This window comes from Virgibacillus sp. LDC1, from assembly GCF_025792345.1.
In the GTDB taxonomy this organism is placed as follows: Bacteria; Bacillota; Bacilli; order Paenibacillales; family Paenibacillaceae; genus Paenibacillus_AQ; species Paenibacillus_AQ lautus.
This window is the reverse complement of the sequence record NZ_JAOXLZ010000001.1, coordinates 1,507,043-1,532,449: the sequence shown is the minus strand read 5'-3', so window position 1 is coordinate 1,532,449 and position 25,407 is coordinate 1,507,043. Positions and strand designations below refer to the sequence as shown.

At 48.5% G+C, this 25,407-nt stretch carries 21 protein-coding genes; 7 read left to right on the top strand and 14 right to left on the bottom strand.

Annotated features, from left to right (window positions below; translation table 11 throughout):
- Window position 1: 1 nt before the first annotated feature.
- Entirely contained in the window at window positions 2–547 is a 546-nt protein-coding gene (locus OHJ21_RS06960; protein WP_486019650.1) for a glutathione peroxidase, read from the bottom strand.
- A gap of 193 nt (window positions 548–740) precedes the next feature.
- Here OHJ21_RS06960 and OHJ21_RS06955 point away from each other — a divergent pair, with 193 nt between their 5' ends.
- From OHJ21_RS06955 to OHJ21_RS06945, 3 genes are read left to right on the top strand one after another with little or no spacing between them, the layout of a single operon-like run.
- Window positions 741–2,339, top strand: a complete 1,599-nt coding sequence (locus OHJ21_RS06955; protein ID WP_486019649.1) for a spore germination protein — start codon at window positions 741–743, stop codon at window positions 2,337–2,339.
- A 34-nt stretch (window positions 2,340–2,373) separates the two neighbouring features.
- A complete protein-coding gene (locus OHJ21_RS06950) occupies window positions 2,374–3,591 on the top strand; it encodes a Ger(x)C family spore germination protein (protein WP_486019648.1) in 1,218 nt (405 codons plus the stop codon).
- 33 nt (window positions 3,592–3,624) lie between these two features.
- The gene (locus OHJ21_RS06945) at window positions 3,625–4,716 is read left to right on the top strand and encodes a GerAB/ArcD/ProY family transporter (RefSeq protein WP_486019647.1); all 1,092 of its coding nucleotides are present in this window, start codon (window positions 3,625–3,627) and stop codon (window positions 4,714–4,716) included.
- 83 nt (window positions 4,717–4,799) lie between these two features.
- Here OHJ21_RS06945 and OHJ21_RS06940 read toward each other — a convergent pair whose 3' ends face one another.
- Both OHJ21_RS06940 and OHJ21_RS06935 read right to left on the bottom strand, forming a co-directional pair.
- Complete coding sequence (locus OHJ21_RS06940; RefSeq protein WP_486019646.1) at window positions 4,800–6,161, bottom strand: sensor histidine kinase; 1,362 nt, start codon at window positions 6,159–6,161, stop codon at window positions 4,800–4,802.
- 1 nt (window position 6,162) lies between these two features.
- The gene (locus tag OHJ21_RS06935; protein ID WP_486019645.1) at window positions 6,163–6,849 is read right to left on the bottom strand and encodes a response regulator transcription factor; all 687 of its coding nucleotides are present in this window, start codon (window positions 6,847–6,849) and stop codon (window positions 6,163–6,165) included.
- Between the two features lie 206 nt (window positions 6,850–7,055).
- On the opposite strand from OHJ21_RS06935, the gene OHJ21_RS06930 reads away from it, so the two are divergent.
- From OHJ21_RS06930 to OHJ21_RS06915, 4 genes are all read left to right on the top strand, one after another.
- On the top strand, window positions 7,056–7,274 hold the full coding sequence (locus OHJ21_RS06930; protein ID WP_100536967.1) for an SHOCT domain-containing protein: 219 nt from the start codon (window positions 7,056–7,058) through the stop codon (window positions 7,272–7,274).
- Window positions 7,275–7,294: 20 nt separating this feature from the next.
- Window positions 7,295–8,332, top strand: a complete 1,038-nt coding sequence (locus tag OHJ21_RS06925; protein ID WP_486019644.1) for a DJ-1/PfpI family protein — start codon at window positions 7,295–7,297, stop codon at window positions 8,330–8,332.
- A 115-nt stretch (window positions 8,333–8,447) separates the two neighbouring features.
- Complete coding sequence (locus OHJ21_RS06920) at window positions 8,448–9,080, top strand: DUF2306 domain-containing protein (protein ID WP_486019643.1); 633 nt, start codon at window positions 8,448–8,450, stop codon at window positions 9,078–9,080.
- Between the two features lie 2 nt (window positions 9,081–9,082).
- Window positions 9,083–9,907 (top strand): DJ-1/PfpI family protein, encoded by an 825-nt coding sequence (locus OHJ21_RS06915; protein WP_486019642.1) that lies wholly within the window; start codon window positions 9,083–9,085, stop codon window positions 9,905–9,907.
- 225 nt (window positions 9,908–10,132) lie between these two features.
- Here the strand turns inward: OHJ21_RS06915 and OHJ21_RS06910 are convergent, their stop codons facing one another.
- From OHJ21_RS06910 to OHJ21_RS06860, 11 genes are all read right to left on the bottom strand, one after another.
- Window positions 10,133–10,888 carry an alpha/beta fold hydrolase gene (locus tag OHJ21_RS06910; RefSeq protein ID WP_486019641.1) on the bottom strand — a complete coding sequence of 252 codons (756 nt, stop codon included), beginning with the start codon at window positions 10,886–10,888 and terminating at the stop codon, window positions 10,133–10,135.
- 163 nt (window positions 10,889–11,051) lie between these two features.
- Complete coding sequence (locus tag OHJ21_RS06905; protein ID WP_486019640.1) at window positions 11,052–12,014, bottom strand: DUF1835 domain-containing protein; 963 nt, start codon at window positions 12,012–12,014, stop codon at window positions 11,052–11,054.
- A gap of 172 nt (window positions 12,015–12,186) precedes the next feature.
- Window positions 12,187–12,672, bottom strand: coding sequence for an RrF2 family transcriptional regulator (locus tag OHJ21_RS06900; protein WP_100539353.1), 486 nt, complete (start codon window positions 12,670–12,672; stop codon window positions 12,187–12,189).
- A gap of 232 nt (window positions 12,673–12,904) precedes the next feature.
- Complete coding sequence (locus tag OHJ21_RS06895) at window positions 12,905–14,059, bottom strand: AI-2E family transporter (RefSeq protein ID WP_100536962.1); 1,155 nt, start codon at window positions 14,057–14,059, stop codon at window positions 12,905–12,907.
- Between the two features lie 242 nt (window positions 14,060–14,301).
- Entirely contained in the window at window positions 14,302–14,919 is a 618-nt protein-coding gene (locus tag OHJ21_RS06890) for a vWA domain-containing protein (protein ID WP_486019639.1), read from the bottom strand.
- A gap of 15 nt (window positions 14,920–14,934) precedes the next feature.
- On the bottom strand, window positions 14,935–16,521 hold the full coding sequence (locus OHJ21_RS06885; protein ID WP_486019638.1) for an AAA family ATPase: 1,587 nt from the start codon (window positions 16,519–16,521) through the stop codon (window positions 14,935–14,937).
- 73 nt (window positions 16,522–16,594) lie between these two features.
- The gene (locus OHJ21_RS06880; RefSeq protein ID WP_100536960.1) at window positions 16,595–17,080 is read right to left on the bottom strand and encodes a DUF6530 family protein; all 486 of its coding nucleotides are present in this window, start codon (window positions 17,078–17,080) and stop codon (window positions 16,595–16,597) included.
- Window positions 17,081–17,256: 176 nt separating this feature from the next.
- Complete coding sequence (locus OHJ21_RS06875) at window positions 17,257–18,546, bottom strand: class II aldolase/adducin family protein (protein ID WP_486019637.1); 1,290 nt, start codon at window positions 18,544–18,546, stop codon at window positions 17,257–17,259.
- Window positions 18,547–18,758: 212 nt separating this feature from the next.
- On the bottom strand, window positions 18,759–22,466 hold the full coding sequence (locus OHJ21_RS06870) for a cobaltochelatase subunit CobN (protein WP_486019636.1): 3,708 nt from the start codon (window positions 22,464–22,466) through the stop codon (window positions 18,759–18,761).
- A 38-nt stretch (window positions 22,467–22,504) separates the two neighbouring features.
- Window positions 22,505–24,469: a VWA domain-containing protein gene (locus tag OHJ21_RS06865; protein ID WP_486019635.1), complete on the bottom strand. Its 1,965-nt coding sequence runs from the start codon at window positions 24,467–24,469 to the stop codon at window positions 22,505–22,507.
- Window positions 24,466–25,395, bottom strand: coding sequence for a magnesium chelatase ATPase subunit I (locus OHJ21_RS06860; RefSeq protein WP_326115046.1), 930 nt, complete (start codon window positions 25,393–25,395; stop codon window positions 24,466–24,468). The genes OHJ21_RS06865 and OHJ21_RS06860 overlap by 4 nt, the downstream gene beginning before the upstream one ends.
- Window positions 25,396–25,407 lie beyond the last annotated feature (12 nt).

Below are 25,407 nucleotides of genomic sequence, written 5' to 3'. Positions count from 1 at the left end.
TTCAGAGAAGCGATACGATAGTCGGCTCGATCTCTAGCGGATCCGTCACAGTTTCATATCGCCCCGCTACGTTACCGTTACGGTCGATCAAAAATTTTGTGAAATTCCACTTGATTTCGTCACCGGCGTATATATCCGGGTATTTATCCAGCAGGAAATCCTGCATCCAGCGCCCGCTCGAGGTTTGTGTGTCGAAGCCTTGAAAAGGCGCTCGATGCGTAAGATATGGAAACAACGGGTGAGCCGACGGTCCGCGAACCTCGACTTTTTCAAACAAAGGAAATGTCACTCCATATTGCCCCTCGCAATATTGTTGAATCTCCGCGTTGCTCCCAGGCTCTTTTTCATTGAATTGGTTGCACGGAAAACCGAGTACTTCAAAGCCCTGTTCACGGTGAAACTCATAAAGCTGCTCAAGATCAGCAAATTGACGGGAATAGCCGCATCTGCTGGCAGTATTAACGATAAGAAGAACCTTGTCGCGGTAGGTTGATAATTCTACGGGTTGGCCGAGAATGGACTTGGCTTGAAATTGATAAATGGACATCGGTCACACTCCTTCTTGCTTTTTATACAAAGATCATAGAATCAAGGCGGTTATAGGTCCAATATATAGTTTGAATAACGCTTATAGATATACACAATAAATCAATGCGCTAGGTGCTCAAACCAACCGAATATTAAACCAGAATTAGGGAACGATTAGATCGTATGAATCATTGTTAAAGCGAGCTGATCACATGCCATTGTTCAAAAAATCAAAGCAAACAAAATCCAAACCAGATCGATCTCAACAAAATCATCAAACGAATCAAATACCGTCCCCCTCTCCCCTCTCTGATCGCTTGGACCAGAATTTGCATAAGCTCAGGGAGCAGACCGGTAACAGCCGAGATATCATTATTCGTACGTTACAACATAGTTTCGGTAGCGACCATACCATTGCGGTCATTTATATCGATGGGCTGGTTGATACGCTTACGATTAATAACTCGATCATGCAATCTTTAACACCAAAAGACTACTATGAAAAGCTGCATACATCCGACCCAACTGAGATCCTCTCTATGATCAAAAACCGATTCTTATCCATCGGCAGCATTAGCGATTTGAATGATCTGGGTCAACTCATCTCCGCCGTGCTTGAAGGCAATACCGTCATTCTCATAGACGGATCATGCCACGGCATTATGGCAAGCTCTACAGGAGGCGAAGAGCGGGGCGTAGAGGAGCCCCAATCTCAAACCGTGGTTCGCGGCCCAAAGGAAGGGTTCACGGAAAATATCCGCACCAATACGGCTTTAATCCGTCGGAAGATTAAAAGCCCGAATCTCTGGATTGTAGATCGAAAGATTGGCCGGGTCACCCAAACGCATGTTTCCGTCATGTATTTGCATGGTATCGCCAATGATAAGGTGGTACAAGAAATACTGAATCGATTAGACCGAATTGATACCGACAGTATTCTGGAGAGCGGCTATATCGAAGAATTCATTCAAGACAATACGTTCACCCCCTTTCCTACCATTACCAACACGGAGCGCCCCGATGCGATCGCCGGTGCGATTCTGGAAGGGAAAGTGGCCATATTGGTTGATGGAACTCCCTTTGCGCTGCTTGCCCCCATCACCCTATTTAAGCTTTTTCAATCGAGTGAGGATTACTATCAAAAATTCGATATCGCCACCTTTTTGCGTCTCTTACGCATCATTTCCTTTGTTGTATCGATGCTTCTTCCTTCGCTTTATATTGCTATCTCAACGTTTCATCAAGAAATGCTGCCAACAACTTTGCTGATTAGCCTTGCGGCCCAGCGGGAAGGCATCCCCTTTCCGGCCGTTGTCGAAGCGCTGGCTATGGAAATTACATTCGAAGTATTAAGGGAAGCCGGCGTTCGAATGCCGAGAGCTATGGGTTCTGCGATATCCATTGTAGGCGCTTTGGTGCTGGGGCAGGCGGCAGTCCAGGCCGGTTTAGTATCTGCTGCCATGGTGATCATTGTTGCATTCACGGCCATTGCCAGCTTTGTGGCCCCGTCCGTGAGCATATCGAACTCGGCCAGATTGCTTCGTTTTGGTTTTATGATACTGGCGGCGACATTAGGGCTGTTTGGCATTATGGCTGGATTAATCGCGATGTTAATTCATTTATGCGGTTTACGTTCATTCGGCTTGCCCTACCTTGCCCCGTTCGCTCCATTTATCCCGTCAGACCAAAAAGACGTGTTGGTTCGTGTTCCATGGTGGGCCATGCTGGCAAGACCGACCTTAATCAGTCAGAATAACCGGAAACGTCAAAAAATGAGTCCGCGACCATCGCCTACCGAAGACAGGAAGTAGTCAACAACCGGAAAACTAGGAGGTGAAGAATTAGATGAACCGTAAACTTAATCTCCTGATTCTCACCTTGATCCTCCCGTTATTGCTAAACGGTTGCTGGGATAGCCGGGAGCTTAACTCGCTCAGCATTGTATCTGCGACATCCATTGACCGAAGCAATGACGAATGGGTTATTTCTTTCCAAGTCGTCATCCCGCAGTCCATTGCTACCCAGACAGGCGGTGGAGCCGGCGGCAGCCAATCTCCGATCACCATCTTTTCGACGAGGGGAAAGACGATTCGTGAAGCCATGCAGAATGCCAATTTAGAAGCACCTCGAACGCTCTTTTTTGCCCATAACTCCATTTTGATATTGAATGAGCAGGTCGCGCGTAAGGAAGGAGTACGGCAAATTCTTGATTTTTTCCTCCGGCCCTTGGAAAGCAGGGAAACGATGTCTGTTCTCCTGACCAAGGGCAAAGCCTCAAATCTATTAGAAGTACTAATTCCATTAGAGAAAATAACGGGAAACGCGATTCAACGAGTCATTACGCAAGGTCAAGAGAATCTGTCCCAGGTTAAAAATATTAAATTGATCGATTTTGCATCGATGATCGCAAATCCTTACCGAAGTGCCGTCGTTCCAGAGCTAAAGGTTTCCGGCGATCAAGAGGAACAATCCACCCTGGATGCCCTCAAGTCAACCCGGAATAAAGCGGTAATCAAACTTGGGGATCTGGGGGTCTTTCGAGGGGACAAGCTGGTTGGATGGATGAAGCGGGAAGAAAGCAGAGGGGTTGCTTGGCTGTCGAACAGCGTCAAGAACTTGATCATTGTTTTTCCTTGCAGTGATCGAGATAATACTCAACTATCGAGCTACCGGGTAGTCCATTCATCGACCCAGGTGGAGCCAGTCATGGTAAACGGATCTATAAATATGAGGGTACACATTGAAACGAAAGGTGCCCTTGATGAAACCAGCTGTACGATGGATTTAACAAAGCCGAATGTCATAACGAAACTTGAGGAGACGATTACCGAACAAATCAAGGACGAGATAGGGACAGCCTGGAAGAGGATGCAGGAATTGAATAGCGATCCGGCAGGCTTCATGGATATGATTCATAGAAGGTACCCTTCAGTCAGCAGACGATTATCAATGTCCGAACGACCACTTCAGGAACTGGAACTCAACCTGAACATCAAAGTGACCATTGAGCACACGAATATGATCAATAAACCATTCTCGAATTTGATTGAACCGAAGAATTAACCGGCGTTCGATCCCATGAATAGGAGGTTCAACATGGAGAAAATCGGTAAATACCAAATCATTGCCATGACCATCTTGTTTATGATTGGCAGTTCCCCGTTGTATGAACTGGGGATCGAAGCTAAGCAAGATGCATGGCTTGTCATGTTGGCTGGAATGATCGCGGGATCATTGTTGCTATATGTCTATTTATTTATTCAGAACAGAAATTCGGATCTTAGTCTCCCCCGAATATTGAATCAACACTTGGGTAAGTATCTAGGCTCATTCATTACTGTAGCCTACATGGTTTATTTTTCGTATGAATCCATGAGGAATACCCGGGAGTTCTCGGACATTATCAATATCTCCTTTCTCCCTAGTACGCCGCTGTACATCCTTATTCTTTTGATGATCGTGCTGTCCGGCTACGCGGTATCAAAAGGCATTGAGGTTTTCTTTCGTGTCGTCGAATTCATGCTTCCTTTCACTCTAATAGGCTATATCCTCATCATCATCATGTTCATCGGCTCGAACATCATTCATCTTGAGCGTCTTATGCCCATATTAGAGAGTGGCATTCTGCCGGTGTTGCGTGCTTCCTTACCAGAGGTGATTAGCTTTCCCTTTGGACAAATCGTGGTATTTCTCATGTTTTGGAGTCATCTCGACGACAAGAAAACGCTGTCCAAAGCATCTGTTTCTGCTTATATTTTCGTCGGCATCTTTTTATTGCTATTCAACATTCTAAACCTTGCTATTCTGGACCCTTCGATTACAAGTATTTCGACTTTTCCGCTGCTTCGTTCTGTCCGTCTCATCCAAATCGCCAATTTCCTTGAACGTTTGGATCCTTTGATTATCATGCTGATTTATATTGGAATTTTCGTTAAAATGACGGCATTCTACCTTGGAGCCGTGCTTGGTCTTTCGAGTTTAATCAAAGTGAGCCATAAAAAATTAACAGTGATCGTGGGTGCCTTCATTTATACCATTTCGTTTCTTTCCCCCAACTTTATATATCATATCTGGATCGGATTTAATCAAAATTTGAAATATCATTTTCCTATTTTTCAGATCTGGATACCGCTGATTCTAGCGTTGATTATTCTAGTCAAAGGATCTCGTTTATCCAAGCCCGGGTGATTAGCATTGTCCACAACGACACTTTCATGCAAACCAAAAAGCCGCGTTGTCGCGGCTTTTTAGCGTGTAACAAATCGTGTGTACTAAAGAACATCCACAACACCCATCTGCTCAGATGCTGCTGCAGGTAACCATCCTTCAAGCAGTGCTCCTCCTTCCGGATGATTGCCTGCAGCAAGTTCGCCTCCGTGCTGCCTAACAATTCTTCGTGAAATGGTTAAGCCTAATCCGCTGCCACCGGTTGAACGACTTCTGGATGCTTCCCCCCGATATAGAGGTTCGAATACGCGCTCAAGTTCTTCCGGAGAGAAACCCGGCCCGGTATCGCGTATCGTAAACTTAACCTTATTGCCATCTTTGTTACACTGGACTTGGATTTCACCACCCGCTGGCGTGTGTCTGACGGCATTATCCAAAAGATTGTTCATGGCACGTTCTAATAAATGCATATCTCCATTGATAGTGCAGCCATCTGTTACATGGTATGAGATCGAGATGCCTTTTTGCCGAGCCAGCGGACTTAGACTGTCCCTTGAATTCCGAATTACCTGGTTAAAATCAACCGTTTTATGGTTCAGTTCCGATTCCGACTCCACATACTCCATTTTTGTAAAGGTGAAAAGGTCCTCTACCAAACGATCCAATTGTGCCGATTTATCCTTGCAAACCGCCACATAGTGGGCCATTTTCTCCGGGGATTGTGCGATCCCTTGCTCGAGTCCATCCAAATAGCCACGCAAAGCGAACAACGGTGTCCGTAAATCATGCGCAACAGCAGCAATGACGAATCGGCGTTCCTCCTCCAATTCGGCCTGTTTCCGATAGGACTGCTCCAGTCCCTTCACCATAACATCGAATCCGTCGCGGACTTCAGCAATTTCGGTGACCCTGGACATGGGTAACCGAACCTCCCAATCCCCTGTTGCAATTTGTCTAGCTGCGATTCCCATCTTCTCGAGTGGTTTAAGAACGAATCTTCTCATTTCCATTCCGACAACAAAGATCGCAAGCAAGAGCCCGATAAAAGCCGACATGACTTGAACTTGATTGGTTTGAGGCAAATACAGAATAATCCTTCCCAGCAATTGGCCGTCCTCTATGACAGAGAACCGCTCGGTCGATAACGTAGTTCCTCGTCGTTCCGGATTGGAACGATAAATTTCCTGATCTGCTGCGGATTGAATGAGAACATCCATCTTCGCTTCGCGCAGCGCTGTATACAATTGGTTTTGCCAGTTCGGATCCGACCATTGGTCTGTGTCCGTTTCAATTCGCTGAGTTATTTCCGATATATTTCGTTGCAGCGTTTCGTTTTGCAGCCGACCTTTTTCGAAGCTGAGCGTCTTGGTTTCCATAAAGTGTGCGGCAACAAAGAAGATCCAAGGCAATAAGAGGATAAAGAAGAAGCAAAGCATTGTAAACGTACGAATGCGGAGTGACCTCATGTTACCCTCCCTCAAAGCGATACCCTACTCCCCATACGTTGACCAGGAATATCGGTTGGTTCGGATCGGCTTCGATTTTCTCGCGAAGCCGGCTGAGATGGACCCGAATCGTATGCCTGTCCCCCACCCCATCCCAAAATTTCGCAAGTAATTGTTCATAGGAGAAAACATGTCTCGGGTGTTCGGCAAATAATCGAAGCAACTCATATTCCTTGGGTGTGAGCACGACGTTATTTCCATCCACTAGTACTTCTCTTGTGGACAGGTTTAACTTGATGCGGCCGTATTTCAAGACCCTACTATCCATTGGCTGCGGGGAAGCGGAACGCCGCAATACGGCTTTCACTCTGGCAACGATCTCTCCCGGCGAAGCCGTTTTGACAATGTAATCATCGCCTCCGAGAGTCAGGCCGCGAATTTTATCCACATCATCGCTGCGAGCACTCAAAAAGAGGATAGGAACATTGCTCTCCCCACGAATCCGGCGGCAAAACTCAAATCCATTTTGTCCCGGCATCATGATGTCAAGAACAATACAATGAATGGAATTTTGCTTGAATATGTCCCACGCTTGAGCGGTATCGCAAGCAGTCATTACTTGAAAGTTGTCATTCTCCAGAAAATCCCTTAATAGCTCAACGATACTTTGGTCATCGTCTACAACCAGTATCGTCTTTGATCCTATCATGTTTATCCCACCTTTGCTTTCCTAGTTTATCATTTTTTTAGCAAGAACCAACGCAAGCTTATGTATTGTGATGGTTTGTTTATACTTTTGTGACCTTTCTACATCTTCGTTTGAGATATTCGTTTGTTATGCTTCTACTTGCGCACACGGACAGCCCATATTTCGGGTGATTGTCGGGCGCAGTCATCGATAAAGGAGGTTTACATATGGGTTTGGAAAATAACGCTTTCTCGTTCTTCCCTTTCGGCGCTTTGTTTTGTCTCACGCTGTTTGCTTTCCTGGCGGTTCGAGTATACGCGATTCGTCAACGTTACAAAAGCGATCATCAAAAGGATGACATCGCTATGATTCTAAAGAGTCGAATGGCCAAAGGTGAAATTGATGAGAAGGAATATCGCTTGCTGAAAGATCTTCTGATCAAATAGAGACTAGGAGGAATTATGGAATGCTAATCGTTCAAATCGTGTTGTTTGACGGCTTCGACCTTCTGGATGCAATAGCACCTTACGAGGTCTTTTGCGCCGCAGCCATGAATGCTGAAAACGCGTTAAGCGTAGAACTGGTCACCGCCGAAGGTCCAAGATCCGTGCCTAGCGGCATCAACGGGTTGAAGATTGAAGCGAGTGGCAGACTGAACCCGGAACGTGCGGGCATCATTCTCGTACCTGGCGCATCCGGCGATGTCGTAGATGATGGGCCCGATTCGATTCCGGCTATTCTAAGCCGGGCCATGAGTACGGGATTGACCGATATGATCAAGCAGGCGCTCCAGCACAAAGACATCATCGTCGCTACGGTCTGCGGCGGTTCCCTGGTGCTTGCCATGGGAGGCCTCTTGGAAGGCAGGCCGGCGGTAACCAATCACCTGGGCATGGATCTACTTGGTGCAACCGGTGCAATTCCCGTCTCGGCTCGCGTCGTGGACGACGGCAATCTGGTTACCGGCGGCGGCGTGACTTCAGGACTCGATGTTGCGCTATATCTGGTGGAGCGTGAACTTGGGCCTCGTATCGCTCACGCGGTAGAGCAGTTGTTTGAATATGAACGAAGAGGAACGGTTTGGAAGGATAAAGGGATTGCGCCTAGCGTTCACAAACCATTGACGAGTGAGGAACCAAGCACCGCGGTGAACAAAACATCGATGACAACCACGCCCTCCCTGCATAGCAATAGCACACAGACATCGGTCTTCGACGGGGATTGGGATACCACCCTCGCTACGCCTGTCGGGAAGCTGGAGGTCAAGCTCTCCATTGCGACAAGACATGAGATGATCCATGGCACCGCAACGCAAGGAGATGAAACCATCGAGTTTATAAACCCCGTGCTACTGGATAACAAGCTGACCTGGTCGCTGCGAATCACGAAACCCATGCGCTTGAATCTCAAATTTGAAGTTGTCGTCGATGGAGATCACATGATCGGTATGGCCAAAGCCGGCCTCCTGCCTGCATCCAAATTAACAGGAAAACGGGTTTTCTAATCCTACGAAAAACCGTGGCCTACACGCGGTCTGGCTTCCAAGAATGTACATCGATCGAGTTTTTTCAGGAATGGAATGAATGTATCAAATATGGCGCTTCGGGAGTTGGGAACGGATGAAGAAACGGAAATCGTTATACCTACTGCTGGCCTGTGTCAGCATTCTATTTATACTATACGCCTTGGTTAAAAACTACTGGATCGATCCCGGTGCTGCGGGGTTTTTAAGCCATAAAACCGGGCTGAAGCGCGAGCTTAATCTCCCGGTTTGGTTAAATGTCATGTACGTTCATGTTGCATTCGCATGTATGGCCATGGCATCGGGGCTGATTAACTTTTCGAATCGGATTTTTGAAAAAAGCCTCAGGGCCCATCGCATAAACGGCTATATATATATCGTGTCCGTACTGCTAGTTGTGCTGACTTCCGGCTATATGGCCCCCTACGCCACCGGCGGAAAAATAAGCAGCATGGGATTCAATCTGCTGAATATGATCTGGCTGTTTATCACCATTACGGCGCTCGTCCAGATCAAGAGGAAACGGATCATTCGTCATCGCAACTGGATGATTCGTAGTTACGCCTTTTGCTTCACGAACCTGTTGATTCATCTCATTACTTCCCTTTTTCATCAGGGGTTTGGGTACGTTTACGCTACCAGCTACACCATCGGCGTTTACGGTGCTATTGCGCTGCTGCTAGTTATTCCTGAAATAATCATCAGAACGAATCGAAAGGAATTGATGTAAGGATGAAAAAAATACTTAGCTTACTCATGTCGTTCACACTCATTCTAAGTCTGTTAGCCCCCGCAGCAAGCGCGGAAAGCACTAAGAAGCAAGATCCATTCAAGGACAAAAGTGTACATGTACAAATCGTATTATTCGATGGGTTTGATCTGCTGGACGCATTAGCGCCATATGAAGTATTTGCTGCCGCTGGCATGTATACTGATGGAAAAGTCACGGTAGAATTGGTATCTGCAGAAGGTAAACGTTCGGTCCCGAGCGGGCTGAATGGGCCTACCCTCGAAGCGCAAGCCGTATTAGACCCTAACCGTTCCGGAATTATAGTGGTTCCTGGAGCGTCGGGAAAGCCGGCGGGGAATTCCCGAGATGCTATTCCCAACATTTTAAGGCAGGCTAAGGATACTGGTTTAACAAGTATGATGAAACAAGCGATGAATAATAAAGAAGTCACGGTGGCTACCGTGTGCGGAGGTTCATTGCTGCTGGCTATGGATGGCTTGTTGAAAGACAGATATGCAGTCACCAATCAGATCGGCATGGGGGCGCTAGGAGCTCTCGGTGCAGTTCCGGTTGAAGCAAGAATCGTAGAAGATGGTCCGCGCTTGGTGACTGGCGGAGGTGTTACTTCCGGACTTGATGTGGCCTTGTATTTGGTTGAGCGCGAAGTCGGGCCGCAGATTGCGAATGCCATTGAACAGTTATTCGAATACGAGCGTAGAGGTACAGTATGGCAGGCAAAAGGCATAACGCCGATTAGCTTTGAGACGAGCCAGGAAACATCTAAAAAAGCACCCCCGGCTGCACCGGAGAAAAAAGCCGACAAGTGAGGAGCCGAGGCAATCGGGGGGCGTGAAACCGTCTCTCTCCCATCTTCCGTTTATTGGACAATAACAGTCGCAATGAATAAAAGTCGTTTCACTTACTCGTTGAGAAAAATCGCGTGAATTCATCAAAAAAGCCGCATTTTGTGCGGCTTTTTTAAGTGCAATCTTTAGTCACTCTACCAAGCAAAGCGCCTATTTTTTATTTGTAGTTCTGCCGGATGAGTCCCTTTATCCTCTCGCTAAAAATGTAAGAATCAAACCAGCCAGTTCTTCTGCGTGCGTCAGCGTGATCATATGGTCAGCCCCCTCGACTACCTCGAAACGGACGTCTTGAGCTCGCTTGAACTGTTCCGCAATTCGCTGCATATCCTCCCATTCGACCGTCCCCTGAATAAACAGCGTGTTTGCAACAAGCTCCTCCAACCGCTCGATCGCTGGCGGCATCGGCCATACCACCTCGAAGCTCTTCCACTCACTAAACACTCTGGTCATATACAACGTATGCATCTCGCGCAGAAAGTCCCTTTCAGAGCTGGACATCGTCACACGATAATTCGGCCCGCTTAACGATTGTTCTACCAGACGGTTGACATCGGGGGCACAAGCATTAACTTGGGCCATCCAATCGATGAATGGCTGGGAGTGCTCGAATCCGGTTAGTGATGGTGCGATTAATACCAACTGGTCGACTCTAGAAGGGTAAGTCAAGGCAAAATCCGTAACTGTCTGCCCTCCCATGGAATGACCGACAAGCGAAACGCGGTCAATTTCCAGATGATCAAGCAATGACCGTAGGTCTTCAACCAAGCTGGTTGGCTTTTGCGGCGCAGGAGATTTTCCCGTTCCGCGACCATCATATGTGATGACTTGATGATTCCGGGCTAACTGCGGGGCAACATACTTCCATTCTCTTGAATCTACACCTGGGCTGTGTATCAACACAACGGGTGTCCCACTGCCTTGAATCTGATAAGCTAAATCCATTTGAAAACCCCTCTCTCCTGTGGATGATGATCCAGATTATGATTCTAATATAATTTAAGACTGAACATTCGGTCAATAGAAAAACGCGTGAAATCCAAGTGCCTTTCCTTACATGGGGTAAGAACTGTCCAAATCAAAACAAAAAGCCGCCCATGGCGGCTTCTTAAACATGCGATAAACCTAGCGAGAATTGATGAGGAAAACCCGGTAAACCCTTGAACGTTAAAACACCATCACTGACCAAACTCCAGATTCTGTAGATGATAAAGGAATAGCTTATACGCTGCTGTGAGCTCTCCAGTATTTTAGTCACGACGTCTCCAGCCTTAACAAAATTACCGGGATTGAGTTTATCTTGCAGCTCCATGACCGATTTGACGATAACCTCGTCCAGTTTATCCTCTTGGCAGCCTATGATTTTTCCCTCTTCCCAGAGTCGAAGCACATCATCCTGTCCAGCCAACTCCAACCATTCTGACTCATAACGCTTCCTCAGATCAGAATTAAGAGAGATTCCCTCACCATAATTTCTGACGATTTCGATGTATTTATCTCGTTCGACCAATGCCTGCGATACTGGAGCATTACCCTGCGCCGTTTCTGTGAGTATTTGTGTCACATTGACCATATGGACTGGACTCGTCCGCTCCCTCAGCAGATACATTGCAAATCGAAGTCCCGTTTGATCATGGGCATTATCCCCGCACCATATCACAACGGTCTTGCTCTCCGGTATATTCTTCAGCGTATCGATCATACGCTCGATTTGGTGTTCCTGGTTTATACTGTCTGAATAATATGAGTCCCTGTCATGTTCCATCAACCACATTTGCCTTCGGAGCTGCCCTTCCTTTGTGCTTAATTCCGTGATGGGACCAACTGAAAACCAATCATTAAATGCTACTACCCGAGATTCCTCCCGTTTACCAACTTTACTGAGCGCAACTTTTAATGAACCGGCTTCAGAGAGACTGAACACAATATGGACGTGAGTTTGAAGTTTCTCTTCTTGCAGTCTCTGGTAGCTAACGGTATCTATGTGCATTTCCATCAGATGATACAATCTTTGACCGAACATTCTATCTTCGTGCTCACCATGCGTAGAATCGTGTATCGCTGTATTCACCAACTGACGAAGTAAAAGCCAATGCTCTCTTTCTCCAAACCCGCTTAATTTCTCAAAAAGTTTATCGATTACAATCCCTCCCAAACTTTCAGCTTGATGAGAAGTTACCTTAATTTCATGTGCACATGTATTATAGACTTAATGTATCCACATTCGGAATACAAGAAGTTCATCACTTCTTGTTCTCAGCACAGCTGCCACGTTTGGATGCCGCGTCCAATACCGACTGGATCGTTTGCTCCTCCAAGTATCGATTCAATTGCCGTTCGGCACCGTCCATCACCTGTTTGACCAGGCATACGCACTCACGGGGATGGTCCTCTTGTTTCTCGGCAGCCTTCTCTTCGGTCAGCAAACGGTGCTGCCGCGAATTCATATTTGAGCATTCAAAGAGCTGCTGCCTTCCTTCGATCACCTGTATCACTTCAAGGAATGTAATCTGCTCGGCCGTCTTTGCAAGCTCGTAGCCTCCGTTCACTCCCGGCACTGCCCGCACGATTCCATCCTGCCTCAGCTTGGACATGATTTTGGACAAATAGCTTTCCGAAACGCCCAGCGTCGCAGATAACTCCTTGATTCCGATGTTCTGGTCACGCTCCGAATGAGCCAAATGGATTAAGGCGTGGAGAGCATAATCAACGCTTTTGGAAAACTGTATGGCGGTTTCCTCCTTTAATTTCGAATTACATAGACCTATGATATCCATTATATTAACTCGGATTCGTTTTTGCAATGAACCCAGGTTATAGGGTGGGTCTTGGTTACATTTACCTTCTGATTCTTTGAAAAGATTTGTCCGCAAAAAAAGCCGCCAACATGGCGACTTCGCAAGCAAACTCATATGATAGCCTTACGGTCAACGGGGCATGCAACCGCCGAAATTTGATGGACTATTTCAGCGTGTTGTTATTCCGAGGATCATATAATCCCGATGTGTCCTTGAACCATTCGAAGATATGGGATACACAAACCTTGAGGACCGCATAACCGGGAACGGCTAACAGAATGCCAACCACACCGAACAGATTACCGGCCGTCAGAATGACGAAGATAATCGTAATGGGGTGAATCTTAAGCGTTTTGCCCATGATTTGCGGTGAGATGAACTTCCCTTCGATTAACTGCACGATCGTCCATACCGCCACCATCTTCAGCAGCATCATCGGAGAAGTGACCAAAGCCACAATGAGCGCAGGCGTAATCGCAATTGCGGGTCCCAGATAGGGCACCACGCTGGTGAACGATGCAATAATCGCAAGAATCAACGCGTAATCCAGACCGATGATCATGTAACCGATATAGAGCAGAATCCCAATGCAGAAGCTCACAATAATCTGCCCGCGGATAAACGAGCTGATCTGATGATTGATATCCTGAAGCACATGCAAAATTCCGGAACGACTCTTCGTCGGCAGGAAAGACAATATTTTCAGAGGTAGCTTTTTGCCGTCTTTCAGCATATAAAACAGCACAAAGGGTACGGTCACAATCGACAGCACAACCTCCGTAAAAGCACCCAGAAACCCGCCCACTCTGCTCCATGTATGGTTCAGAATTTCCGTTGCCTTCTGCGTGACGGTTGTCCACCACTCTTGGGAGTTAATGTTCATGGTTTCTTGAATCTGATTATACAACTCGCTGCCCGTTAGATCTTCAAACTGCTGTCTAGCCTTTTCGCTATATGTCGGAAAATTATCAATCAGCCCCATAATCTGGTTGCGCAGCACCGGAATGACCGCGAGCACCACGATCGTTAGAATACCGGCAATAACCAGATACAGGATCAGGATGGACCATCCGCGCTTGATCTTCCATTTTTCCATTACATCTACCAGAGGGTTCAGCAAATAATAGAGAATTCCTGATAAAATGATCGGCAACACGATCGTCTTGATTAACACGGCGAGCGGATGCAGCACAAACGAAATCTTGCTTAGAACCAACACATTGAGTCCAACCAGCAACAGAACAAGCAAAAGAAGCACAAACTTATTGTTCAGAAAAAAGCGCTTGAACCGATCCGGCCAAATACGGGGTTGCTCCATACATGTCCTCCCTTACTTATGTATACATATTCAAGATGTAAAGCTGAGCATTGATTCACGACAATGAAAAAATCCGACAAAATGACGTGATCTTCATTCTTTTAACTATAATGTTTGACCGGGGCACATGTCCAGTTTACCAAGAACGAACTAGGAGGCAAGTTCAGGTATTCACTGACATAAATACGGAAACAAGCCCGCATGTCACAAGGACACGCAGGCGGAAGCTGTTCAGTATGAACTTACAAGTACCGGGAAATGATGCGCACCAATTTCGCTGGCAGTTCATTCAGGTTGGTCATATCCAAAAACCTCTCGGCACCATAGATCTGACTAATGACATCCTTGTCTTGACCGATGGCGGCCGCCAAAAATTTGACTCCTTTTCTTTCGTATTCGGATAGCGTCTGCTGCATGTCCTGAATAGCCAGATTTCCTGTATAGTCTTCCATGGCTTTTGGCTGCCCGTCGCTGATGCTGATCAACAGCTTGGTTTGCTTCGGTGAAGCTGCTAACCGTTCCGCCATAATTCTTAAAGCCATACCATCCCGATTATTACTTCTGGCACGGATCCCCATCAACCTGAACCGATCCCGAACATCCGGTTGATCATAATCGGCATATGCGAAGATGGACATTTGTTCCAAACGGGAAACATCCGCAGTATCCCCGTAAATTAAAACAGGAATATGGCAAATTTGGCAGAATTCATAGACAGCAATGACCGCCCGCTTGGCCGCCTCTAATCTACCGAAAGCAGCCATCGATGCGGATTCATCCACCCTCAAACCGACCACAAGACCAGGGGATTCCGTCGGAGGACGTTTCTTGGCAAAATACTTGAAATCGCGATAGGCCACGCTGTCAGCCTGAGATTAAGAACCATAGTAATGGTTTTTGGCATATTCCGCGGTGATCTCATGCTCCAATAGCGGCAGCGTCTTTCTGGCGATTTCCCGAACGATGGGCATAAGGCCCTTACTCAGACTCGAATATTCCTCCTGCTGATTCGGTTCGTATTCAGGACGGTGAACGATCAGCTTAACAGTCTGATGAATCGAGTCGGACACGATGGCTCTGGAGACTTGATTCAGTTTTTTGCGGAAGTCCCGCTCCCTCTGCTTCTCCTCCTCCGACATGGGTGCGGGATTGGCCTGATGATATTGCGGTGATCCGTCCTCCCCTGAATCCGTACTCTCCATATCCGCTGACTCATCCGCGAGGATGGTTGTGCTGTTTTCGCTTTCAGCGGACTTTTTTAACCGGAGCCCTTCTTCCTCGGCTTCCCCATCAGAAGTGGAGTCCGGGTCTATATCGCTGCCCCATGTCGTGATCTCCACTGCATCTGCATTCCGCTTTTTATTATTTTCAATCGGGACTTCCTCCAACGTATCCAATAAGCCTTCGCCTACCAGCGCTTCTTCCAGCAGTTTGATCTCTTCCGAATCGGTAGTTATCTTGTAGATCACTTTATGGTAAAGTGCCTCCCTCGCAGGCGCACCTTGAGCAACGGCATCCACCCAATAGAAGTAGGAGCGCATGCCAGCCACGCCTTTAATGGCATTAGCCCGGGCCGTTTTATCCAATAGAATAATGACGCTTGCCAGCACGTCCAGCATTTCTTCGTTCCGATAACCGGTTTTGGCCATTGCCCGCTCCATCATGATCTCTTTGGTCGGCAGGTCCATCTTCTCCGTATGCTGCACTCGGTCGCGCAATGCCTCGTTAAGCAGCCTGGATCCCGCATAACTGCGGTTTGCCGTGATCACGGCTATGAAATCCGGATGCCGGTGCACGATCTCCGTTGGGAGATTAAGACTGCCGCCCGGCTCCAATGCGGAATTTAATGCCATCAATACGCCAGCATCCCGAATCACGTTCGGTTCCTGTATTTCCAGCAGATATCCCTTTTGAAAAGCTCTGACGATCTCGGAAGCGTAAAATCGATACTCTACAGCTCCATCCTGAGCGTTATTCGCAGCCAGCTTCAATAATTGCTTCATCTTGGCGGCAGCCATCTCTTGTGGAATCTCCAGCGCCTCCATTAAAATCTCCGTCGAGCTTCGAAAGCCATCGCTTTCGTATAATGCTTTCAAGGCCGCTTGGTCGGTGGTTTCCAGCTGCTTCATTCGATCCGATGAAATAACCGGTAAAATGGCGCCAAGAATATCCGATTTATCCATATCGGCAAAACAAGTTACTTTGGTATAGGGTAACCTGAAGTTTGCAGACAGCGCCTTGGCGAGCTGTGTTTTTCCGGAGCCGGCATCTCCCTCCAATAGAATATTGGCGATTTTCATCTCGCCGCGATGCCAATTACGCTTAATTTCATTCGTGATTCGGCGTTCTTCCTCGCTTACTTTATGCGTTAATGGTTTTTTCCAGACAAGGCTCTTTTCTTCGTCAGTCCATTCTCTCCCAGGAGACAGCACGCAAGATTCATTGTCATTCTGGTCGTTCATGACCGCTCACCTCCAAACTCTCGTTAACTCTGAACACGGGAAAACGCTCTTAACTCCCCGTTCGACGGGTTTCTCATCGTGCATAACCCAATTCCTCTAACATTCTCGTTAAAGTGCGCAGACGTTCTCCAATCATCTCACCGTTATCGCTCAATGACTCGTTGAACAGCTTGATATCCTCATGAATCTCTTCGTTATCCGTACAAACAGCCACCGTCATGGCGTTCCCCTGCAATCCGATCCGGTCGATCACAGGATGTTGTGGATCATATAAATGTTCATATCTATAGGCTTCGCTAAAATGGGTCAGGGCACTGCAAATGAGAATGGACAAATCTAGAATTCGATGGATGGGGATCTCATCCGAAGATCCAATCCCTTGTCCCTCGGCAGTTCTCCATACTTTGGCGGCAATATGCGCCTTGCCATCCTCATTCTGCCCGCTCAATCCCAAAGATAGGGCTCTTACATCTGTCTTATATGCGAAACGTCCATCCACTTTCCCATAGTTATCCGACATCATCACGGGTTTATGATTTGTAGAAGCAGGGTTTTCCATGGTCTCTCCTCATTTCTAAATATTTATAAACGTATTTACGTTTTGTCTATATATATAATAGACATCTTCGCTATTATTGTAAATACCAACTTCCATGCTTCAAGCCAGAACAAACGAAAGGCTGCCGCTCTATTCCCGCGGCAGCCTTGGTACAGCTGAGGTATCCCATGATCTTCTTATTCTAGATGAAACGCTGCTTCAAGCTCGCGAATCCGGTCGTCATCGATGTGGATAACATTGCCGAGCGTTCTTGCCGACAGAATGGACTTGGCGCTGTACTCGGCAACTTCCAATCGGTCAAACGCGTTGAGCAGGCTCTGACCGGTAACAATTACACAATTATTATTTACAATGGCAATCGGCGTATCGGCTTTAAACAGCGAAGCGGTACGCTCAGGTTCATTGTAAACCGCATGAAAAGGAAGCTTTGGCATTCCGCGAAGCAAGATATAACTCTCCGGAATCGTTCTTGAATCGAATGCGGTATCGGTTACGGCAAATGCCATGATGTTGGGAGGATGCGCGATAATGACCGAATGGACATGCGGCTGCATTTGGTAGATCGCTTCATGGAGAAAGACAGACTTGCTCGGCTGTTTGCCAGCCTCGACTTTACCGTTCTCAATACGGACAAGGTCACCCGGTTCCAGATCGTTGCGGTCTTTGCCGTAGGGTGTGATGACAAAATCATTTCCAAACAATCGATGGGAAAAGGTGCCCTGCGTGCTTGTGAACAAACCTTGTTTATACGCACGCCGCATGAGTGCGCACATCTCTCGGCGGATTTCTTTTTCCTCCGACGTGCAGGTGTCGTAGATATACGTATCCAGCTGCAGCGTGCTTTTGTTGCGGACGGTATCGTAATCCTCATCGGTCAGCAGGACGGGATTTCCGAGTCGACGCGCCTCGATCTCCAGCCGCGCACAGAAGTCCAGGGTTTCAAACCGGTTAAACGCTTGAGAAAGGTCCCCAGCTCCAACCACAACGCCATGGTTCTCCAGCATAACCGTGTCGATCCCGCGCTTGAAAACAGCCGCAATGTTCTCCCCGAGCTGCTCGCTTCCAGGCAGGGCGTAAGGCGCGATCCCGATCTCGCCACAAATTTGCCGTTCGTTCGGAAGCAGCCTGGTATCCGGAATGCGCCGGACGATACTGAACGAAACCAGTGCGGGCGGATGGGCGTGAATGATCGCTTTCAAGTCCGGACGGGCTTGATAGATAAGCCTGTGAAACGGAAACTCGCTGGACGGCTTGTGAATGCCCAGGACCGTGCCGTTCTCCTTCACGCATACCATATCCATCCGGGTTAAAGAGCCTTTGTCCACCCCGGCCGGCGTGATCCAAATATCTCCGTTCTGGTCCCTGATAGACAGATTGCCCCCGGACGTGGTCGTCATGCCATGGTTGTAAATACGATTGATAAATTGAAGGAGCTGATCTGCCGGATGCAAAAAATTCTGATTCATCCCTGCCACCGCCTTATCCGAATGTTTTTGTTTAGTTTTGTTTGTTTTTATTATACTGTTTTTTCTATTGATATTCGAGAATAATTGTGGCAAAAACATAACAATAGCCGAATATAAGGATGATGCTAATCTTGAACCAAAAAAAGAAAAAACAGGGATGATATCATCCCTGCTATCCCGGTTGTGACATAGTTTATCTTCAACTTTACGACCTAGGTACCGCCTTCCAGATCTCCTTCAAGCTCCAAATAACGATCCCGCAACACACCCAATTCATCCTCCGATGCGTTCCAATAGTTCCGTTGATGGCTCTCCAGCAGAGTTTCCAGCATATGGTGATATGCCGAACGGTTATTGTCCCGCATTTGCTTGCTGCGCTGTTCGTCCGCAACATATTCCTTGTGAACCGATGAGAAAATCCAGGAGTCCACCTGGTTCGTTGTTGCTGCCAGACCGAGCAAATTTTCCGTCCGGTCGGCTATGTTCTGTACACCGTGATATTCATGCTTCAGCAATCCGTCCATCCACTTGGGATTGAGCAAGCGGGTTCGAACGCCTCGCTGTATCGATTTGCGCACTTCCTCCGTTAATGCCTGCTCGCGCGTGGTATCGGTGATATACATTTCCGCTCGACTGCCCTTGACGATCTCAACCGATTTCGCCAGCCCTCCGAAAAATTCGTAATAATGGTCCAAATCCGTAATTTCGTGTTCATGATTGCTCCGGATTTGCGAAACGATATCCACGGCAGCCAAGTTGGACTGATACAGCTCAAGCATTTCCTTGCCTCTGTGGTTGGAACTGTACACATGCTTCAGGCTGCTCATAAATGCCGTCCCAAGCTGGCTTTCCTCTTCCCACTGTTTGGTCTCGATCAGCTTGGTTACAGACGTTCCGTATTCCCCTTCGGCAGGACCGTAAATACGGGCGCATGCCAAGTCCCAAGCCTCGTCGTGCCCGGCGCCGGCATTGCGCAGCTGTCGGTACAGTAACTCCGAGTGCTGTTTGAACCCATTTTGATCCAGCGGCTCCTCCAGCTCGGATACTTCTCTAAAAATGCGATGAAGCGTTGACAGCTGGTCCGGAAACATATCGCGGAAAAATCCACAGATATGCACGACTACATTGATTCGCGGTCGGTTCAGCTCGGAAAGTGGAATGATTTCATATCCCATATGCATGGAATGTCCCCGTTCCTTGATCCTGACGCCGAGATAAGCCAGAATCTGGCCTAGCGTCTCCCCTTGGGTTCGCGAAGTTTCCAGCCCCCACATCACGAGTGCCGTCGTTTTAGGATATGTCTGATGGGCTTTATAGTACAGCTTCAGGGTATTCTCGGCGGTTTTCGAACCGCTTGCAGCCGCCGTCCGGCTTGGAATGGATCTCGGATCAAACTGAACCAGATTGTTCCCGGACGGCAAGACCTCCGGATTGCGAATGCTATCGCCGGCTAGACTAACCGGTAAATATGCCCCATCCAGTGCCCGCAGCAGGTTCTTAAGCTCCATATCCGCTTTGGTGGAATGATAAGCCGTTAAGCCAGTATTCCAAATGTCCTTCCAGCGTGCCATCATTTCATCCGGCAGCGGCGGTGGCTCTGGGATCATTTCATTTTGAATGAAGGATAACACGGCATTTTCCACACTCGCATCCAGTTGTTGCAGTCTTTCAATGTCCCTGTTTTCCAGCAGGTCATCATAATCCCATGCCATGGAAGCTGCAAATACTCTTTGCAGTGAACCAAGCGTTCCCTGATCATGGCTCACAACCATTTTCATATGCCCTGCCGCTTGTTCATGGTCGTAGCCCTCACCGACAACATGCAGGCCGTTCGGGATCATGGATCTTCGAATCCGATACAGCTCGATTTCGAGCTCTTCCAGATCAGCCGTTTCCATCGAAAGCGATGCAGCTTGGTCCTGTATCCTCTTCTTTACGTCGGGAAGACGCATTGGATTCAGCCGTTCCGTTTCCCGGTACTCATGCAGCATCGCTTCAAGCCCGGCATATTCGCCATATAATCCACTTGTCGCGAAGGGCGGGGATTGATAGCCGATCAAGGCCGCATGCGATCTTCGCTTCGCAATCATTGCCTCGGACGGATTGCCAACATAATACGCATAAAAATGCGGAAGATCTTGAATTAGGGCATCCGGCAAACAATCACCGGACATTCCGCTCTCTTTCCCCTCTAGAAACTCAATGGTACCGTGGGTTCCCACATGCAGGATGGCATCCGCCTTGAATTCGTCCCGAATGTATTGATAAAAGGCTAAATACTGATGGTGCGGAAGGAGGCTCTTATCATGGTAAGCAGCCTCGGGATGCTCGTGAACGCCCCGGCTGGGCTGAACCCCGATAAACAGGTTTCCGGTGAGCAAACCAGGGATTTTGAATGCGCCATCCTCCGTTGTCATGATATTGCCCGGCGCCTCACCCCACTGCGAAATAAGCGCGTTCCTTCGATTGGCAAACACCTTATTATTCTGCTCATAGGCCTTATTGTCGAACTTAGGAAGCTCAACGGACCAACGCTCGTCCGTCCAGACTCCGGAATTGACTGCTCCCTCCCGAATGAAGCGCTCCCTTAATTCAGCTCCGGTAAAAACCTCTGTCGTGTATCCGTGATCTTTCATCGCTGTCGCGATTCGGGATATGGATTCGAACGTATCCAGAAACGATGCCTGAAATAAATGCCCCTCCCCGGGAGGATAGTTATAGCCGATGATGGCAATACGCTTTTCGGATGGCTGCTTGGTTCGAAGGTCCAGATATCGCTTAACCCGGCTGATCAATCGCTGCGCTCGTTCCTCTATGACCTGCAGTTCCTTCGTATGCAGCTGCATTTCCTCATCGTATTCACGGCCGGATAATGCGGCAACCGGAAGCATGTCGATGCTCCCGTCAAGTTCGGGCAGCATCATTTGGACCAAAAATTCGGAAGGCGATAAACCCTGCAGCGAGCCTTCCCATTCTTCCCGTTCCCTTCGTGTTAAGAAGAACGGATGGAACATCGGCGCTTCAACATCCTTTAATAAGGATAGGATCTCATTGCTCTTCCCTCCGGTTGGTCCCGCGCCAAGCCGGAACGGAACAAAATTTACGATCAGATCGATCTTCCCGCCCTCGGCGCCTCCTTGCATCAGTAAATTTCGCAGCCGTTGGGGATCGACGCGTACCAAGGAAGTGAGTGCGATGGGTAGGACGTTCGCAAATTTTCGAAGGTCCTGTATGATTCCGCCAACGATTTCCCCGGTATGGAGCGGATAGCTGTACCCCATAAAAAGTACGGCTACCGTCGGCACATTGTTCCGAACGGGTGCGAAGGTCTGATACGCCTTCAAAGATTCATACGATCGCTTCAAGAAGGGGTCGTAAATACCTAACGTCTCTAGAACAAAGGGCCGTTCCACCGGTGGCCAATCCGTTACCTTGCCAATGGTTGTAGCGATGCAGCCAAGCATATGCTCCAAATTGTCGATACCTGAATGTCTCCAGTATTCGAGTAAGGTTTGGTAATGCTCAAGATCTTGTCTTTTATCAACCTGAACGAAAGAAGCCGACGGATCCCCCCGATGACCGCTGCCGGCAATATCTTCATAACGCAGCGAGCCCAATCGGAACAAATCTTGAATCCCATCCGCATTTCCTCCTAGAATCACCTGCTCGGCCTCAAGACCTGCACAAAGATCATGAATGCGGGAAAGGGTTAGAGCTGGCGTGCCGTGCGGATCATGAATAATGAACTCCGCTTCTTCTACCTTTGCTTTCAGCCGTTTCCATTCTTCTTCCGATAACGTTCCTTCTATATTAAACACGGATAACGATAGACGACTGCGAAGAGATGCGTCCCATTTCTTATATAGCTGCGACAAATCCCTCATCGCTGCATGCGATGTCGTCAAAACAGCGATCTTCACTCCTGTCGCCTCCCCTCTATATTTAACGCGATTTCGGTTCATTTCATGGTGGCGCGGACGGCCCTTGCAATCCCTTTGTCATCTACGTGGTCAAGGAATCTGTATTCCGCACCTAAAGCATCAGCCAGTTCTCTCGAACGTCCCAATTTGACAAATCCCTGCTCTGTATCAAGCACCAGACAGCGAATCCCGGCGGCGTGGATCAGCTTTGCTGCCTCCAGACATTCGTTCCAAATATCAGCATACGCGGTTAATCCGATGGAGCTTTCATTGGCTCGGCCATCCGTTACGATAATCATGATCGGCAGCGTATCGTTATTTCTGCGTTTCTCCGTATGGAGCACCTTGTACGCATGGACAAGCCCGTCTGCCAGAGGCGTCTTTCCACCTGTGGGAATTTCCCGAAGTTGTTTGGACGCGGCTTCGATGCTGCGCGTTACCGGGAGAATGAGCTCGGCTCCGTTGTTTCTGAAGGCGATCATGCCAATTCGATCTCTCTTCTCATAAGCATCCTGCAGCAGAGACAGAATAGCACCTTTGACGGCGGTCATTCGCTTTCGAGCCGCCATGGAGCCGCTGGCGTCAACAACGAACAGTAAGGTTGCCCCAACCCGATTCTCCCTTTTCTTTTGACGCAAATCATCAAACTCAATGGCAAACGCCACTCCCTTTCTTTTGGTTCGGATCGTCTGATAGGGAGCCGCCGCGCGGATCGTGGCATCAAAAGCCACGTCGGTTCGCAGGTTCCTGCTCGGATACATATACCCCATAGCTCTGCCTTTCTTCTGGTTGGCACGGGATTTATTTCGTTTACCCGATCCCTCATGATCGATCTTACGCATCCCTTCGAGCTGCAACGGCTTAATTTTATACGTTTCGTCAGGCAGCAGGACCCGTTCCTCCAAACAATCTGATACGCGCTGTCGATCATCCGCTTGCTGATCTGTCGATCGGCTATTTGCGTCGTGGCTGGCAGAAGAATCGTTGCCGGGATTATGGGGATTCCATTTTTGCTCAGGACTTTTCTGCGGAGGCATGTGAGAAGAGCGAGCATGATCCTCAAGCGATTGCTCCGGCTGCTTATTGTTACCTTGGTCCGGCGAGCCGCCGCTAGAAGCACGGGGTTTCTCCATTGCATGTCTCATTCTGTGGGGAAGCACAAATTCTGCTATCTCCCGGATGTCGGCCGAAGTGACCTCGGTACGACCATCCCATGCGGCGGCAGCCTTTGCCCCTTCAATGAGACTAAGTTCAGCTCGGGAGCTGCTGATGCCAGCTTCTCTAGCGATGGAGGCTGACAATTGAATCATGTCAGCGCACACCTGGACCTGGGTAAGAGATTGTGCGGAGGCTTCGACGCGAAGACGCAGCGTTTCATCTTGTGGCCGATATCGGTTCTGGAACGCCGATGGATCACGCTCAAACTGAAGACTTCGGCGAATAATTTCTGCTCTAGATATGGGATCGCGGATATCGTCCAACGTAACGCTATAACCAAAATGGTCCAGTAGGGGAGGCGATACGCTGCTTTCATTGGGGTCCATAGCTGCAAGCAGCATGAAACCGCTTCTCCGAACCGCGGATACCCCTTCTCTTTGCAGATTAATCCAGCCCGTAGACAGCGCGCTGACAATCTCCTTCAAAATCGCTTCAGGTATTAGATTCATATGATCCGCAAGCAGAAGCTGTCCATCGGCATCTTCCAGCAATCCTGAAGCAAGCACCAGCTTTCCGCTTTTCATGGCGGCTGCCATATCCAAAGCGCCGAGCAACCGGTCCGGCGTAACGTTGACAGGTATGGATATCATTCGGCGCGGCCTGACCAAAGAAGAGGCCGCGTGCAGCAGAGCGCTTTTACCCGACCCGGGATGGCCATTAATGAGAATGCCTCCGATCGCTGGATTGACAAGAAATAGCAGTACCGCTCGTTTGGCCCTCTCTTGGCCCAAAATCGCACTGAATGGGTAAACTGGAGCGGCGCTCTTCAACTCTTCCGTTATCATGACGGTACCCATTCAACTGATGTCAGCATCGCCTGTAATCGCTGTTCAATGCCGCCGGTATCTTCAAACGGCTGCCGTCTCATGCGATGAGGCAAAACCAAGTACGCCGCTTCTTGCATATGCTCCTTGCTTACAGTCCCCTTCCCTTGCCAGGCAGCCAGAGTAACCGCTGTTTTGATAAGGGTGATGTCGGAACGGTGTCCTTCCACCTCCAGTGCAATGCCGATTTTCGCTGCCAGCTCGAGCACATCGTCCGAGATCGGGATATGGTCCAGACGGTCCCGGGCTTGTAGGATCTGGTTCAACACCCGCTTCTGCTCCGGCTCATATCGCGCAGCAAATGCAGCAGGGTCACGTTCATATTCCAATCGTCTGCGGATTACAAGCGCGCGCTCTTGAACGTCCCTTTCCCCGCCGATCTCCACCGACAGCGCAAAACGGTCCAATAGCTGCGGACGCAGGTCCCCTTCTTCGGGATTCATCGTCCCTACCAAAAGGAACCGTGACGGATGAGAATAGGAGATGCCTTCTCGCTCAACGGTATTAACCCCCATGGCAGCTGCATCCAAAAGCACATCCACAATATGATCATCGAGCAGATTAATCTCATCGACGTATAAAATATGGCCGTGGGCCGCAGCCAGCAATCCGGGTTCAAATTTCTTTTCTCCCTGCTTGATCGCATGCTCGATGTCTAAAGCACCGACTACCCGGTCTTCCGTCGCACTCACCGGCAAATTGACAACGTTCAGATCAGGCACAAGCCCCGATAAGGCACGTACTGTGGTTGATTTCGCCGTTCCTTTCTCCCCTCGAATCAGAACGCCCCCGAGCTTCGGATTCACGACATTCAGAACGAGAGCCAGCTTCATTCTGGATTGGCCGACAATGGCTGTAAAGGGATATTGCTGATCTATATGTTCCATTGCGTTCGCCTC

Bases quoted from the DNA above. Each gene is read 5' to 3' on its own strand.
- OHJ21_RS06960 (WP_486019650.1), bottom strand. From the start codon at position 547: ATGTCCATTTATCAATTTCAAGCCAAGTCCATTCTCGGCCAACCCGTA.
- OHJ21_RS06955 (WP_486019649.1), top strand. From the start codon at position 741: ATGCCATTGTTCAAAAAATCAAAGCAAACAAAATCCAAACCAGATCGA.
- OHJ21_RS06950 (WP_486019648.1), top strand. From the start codon at position 2,374: ATGAACCGTAAACTTAATCTCCTGATTCTCACCTTGATCCTCCCGTTA.
- OHJ21_RS06945 (WP_486019647.1), top strand. From the start codon at position 3,625: ATGGAGAAAATCGGTAAATACCAAATCATTGCCATGACCATCTTGTTT.
- OHJ21_RS06940 (WP_486019646.1), bottom strand. From the start codon at position 6,161: ATGAGGTCACTCCGCATTCGTACGTTTACAATGCTTTGCTTCTTCTTT.
- OHJ21_RS06935 (WP_486019645.1), bottom strand. From the start codon at position 6,849: ATGATAGGATCAAAGACGATACTGGTTGTAGACGATGACCAAAGTATC.
- OHJ21_RS06930 (WP_100536967.1), top strand. From the start codon at position 7,056: ATGGGTTTGGAAAATAACGCTTTCTCGTTCTTCCCTTTCGGCGCTTTG.
- OHJ21_RS06925 (WP_486019644.1), top strand. From the start codon at position 7,295: ATGCTAATCGTTCAAATCGTGTTGTTTGACGGCTTCGACCTTCTGGAT.
- OHJ21_RS06920 (WP_486019643.1), top strand. From the start codon at position 8,448: ATGAAGAAACGGAAATCGTTATACCTACTGCTGGCCTGTGTCAGCATT.
- OHJ21_RS06915 (WP_486019642.1), top strand. From the start codon at position 9,083: ATGAAAAAAATACTTAGCTTACTCATGTCGTTCACACTCATTCTAAGT.
- OHJ21_RS06910 (WP_486019641.1), bottom strand. From the start codon at position 10,888: ATGGATTTAGCTTATCAGATTCAAGGCAGTGGGACACCCGTTGTGTTG.
- OHJ21_RS06895 (WP_100536962.1), bottom strand. From the start codon at position 14,059: ATGGAGCAACCCCGTATTTGGCCGGATCGGTTCAAGCGCTTTTTTCTG.
- OHJ21_RS06885 (WP_486019638.1), bottom strand. From the start codon at position 16,521: ATGAACGACCAGAATGACAATGAATCTTGCGTGCTGTCTCCTGGGAGA.
- OHJ21_RS06880 (WP_100536960.1), bottom strand. From the start codon at position 17,080: ATGGAAAACCCTGCTTCTACAAATCATAAACCCGTGATGATGTCGGAT.
- OHJ21_RS06875 (WP_486019637.1), bottom strand. From the start codon at position 18,546: ATGAATCAGAATTTTTTGCATCCGGCAGATCAGCTCCTTCAATTTATC.
- OHJ21_RS06865 (WP_486019635.1), bottom strand. From the start codon at position 24,469: ATGATAACGGAAGAGTTGAAGAGCGCCGCTCCAGTTTACCCATTCAGT.
- OHJ21_RS06860 (WP_326115046.1), bottom strand. From the start codon at position 25,395: ATGGAACATATAGATCAGCAATATCCCTTTACAGCCATTGTCGGCCAA.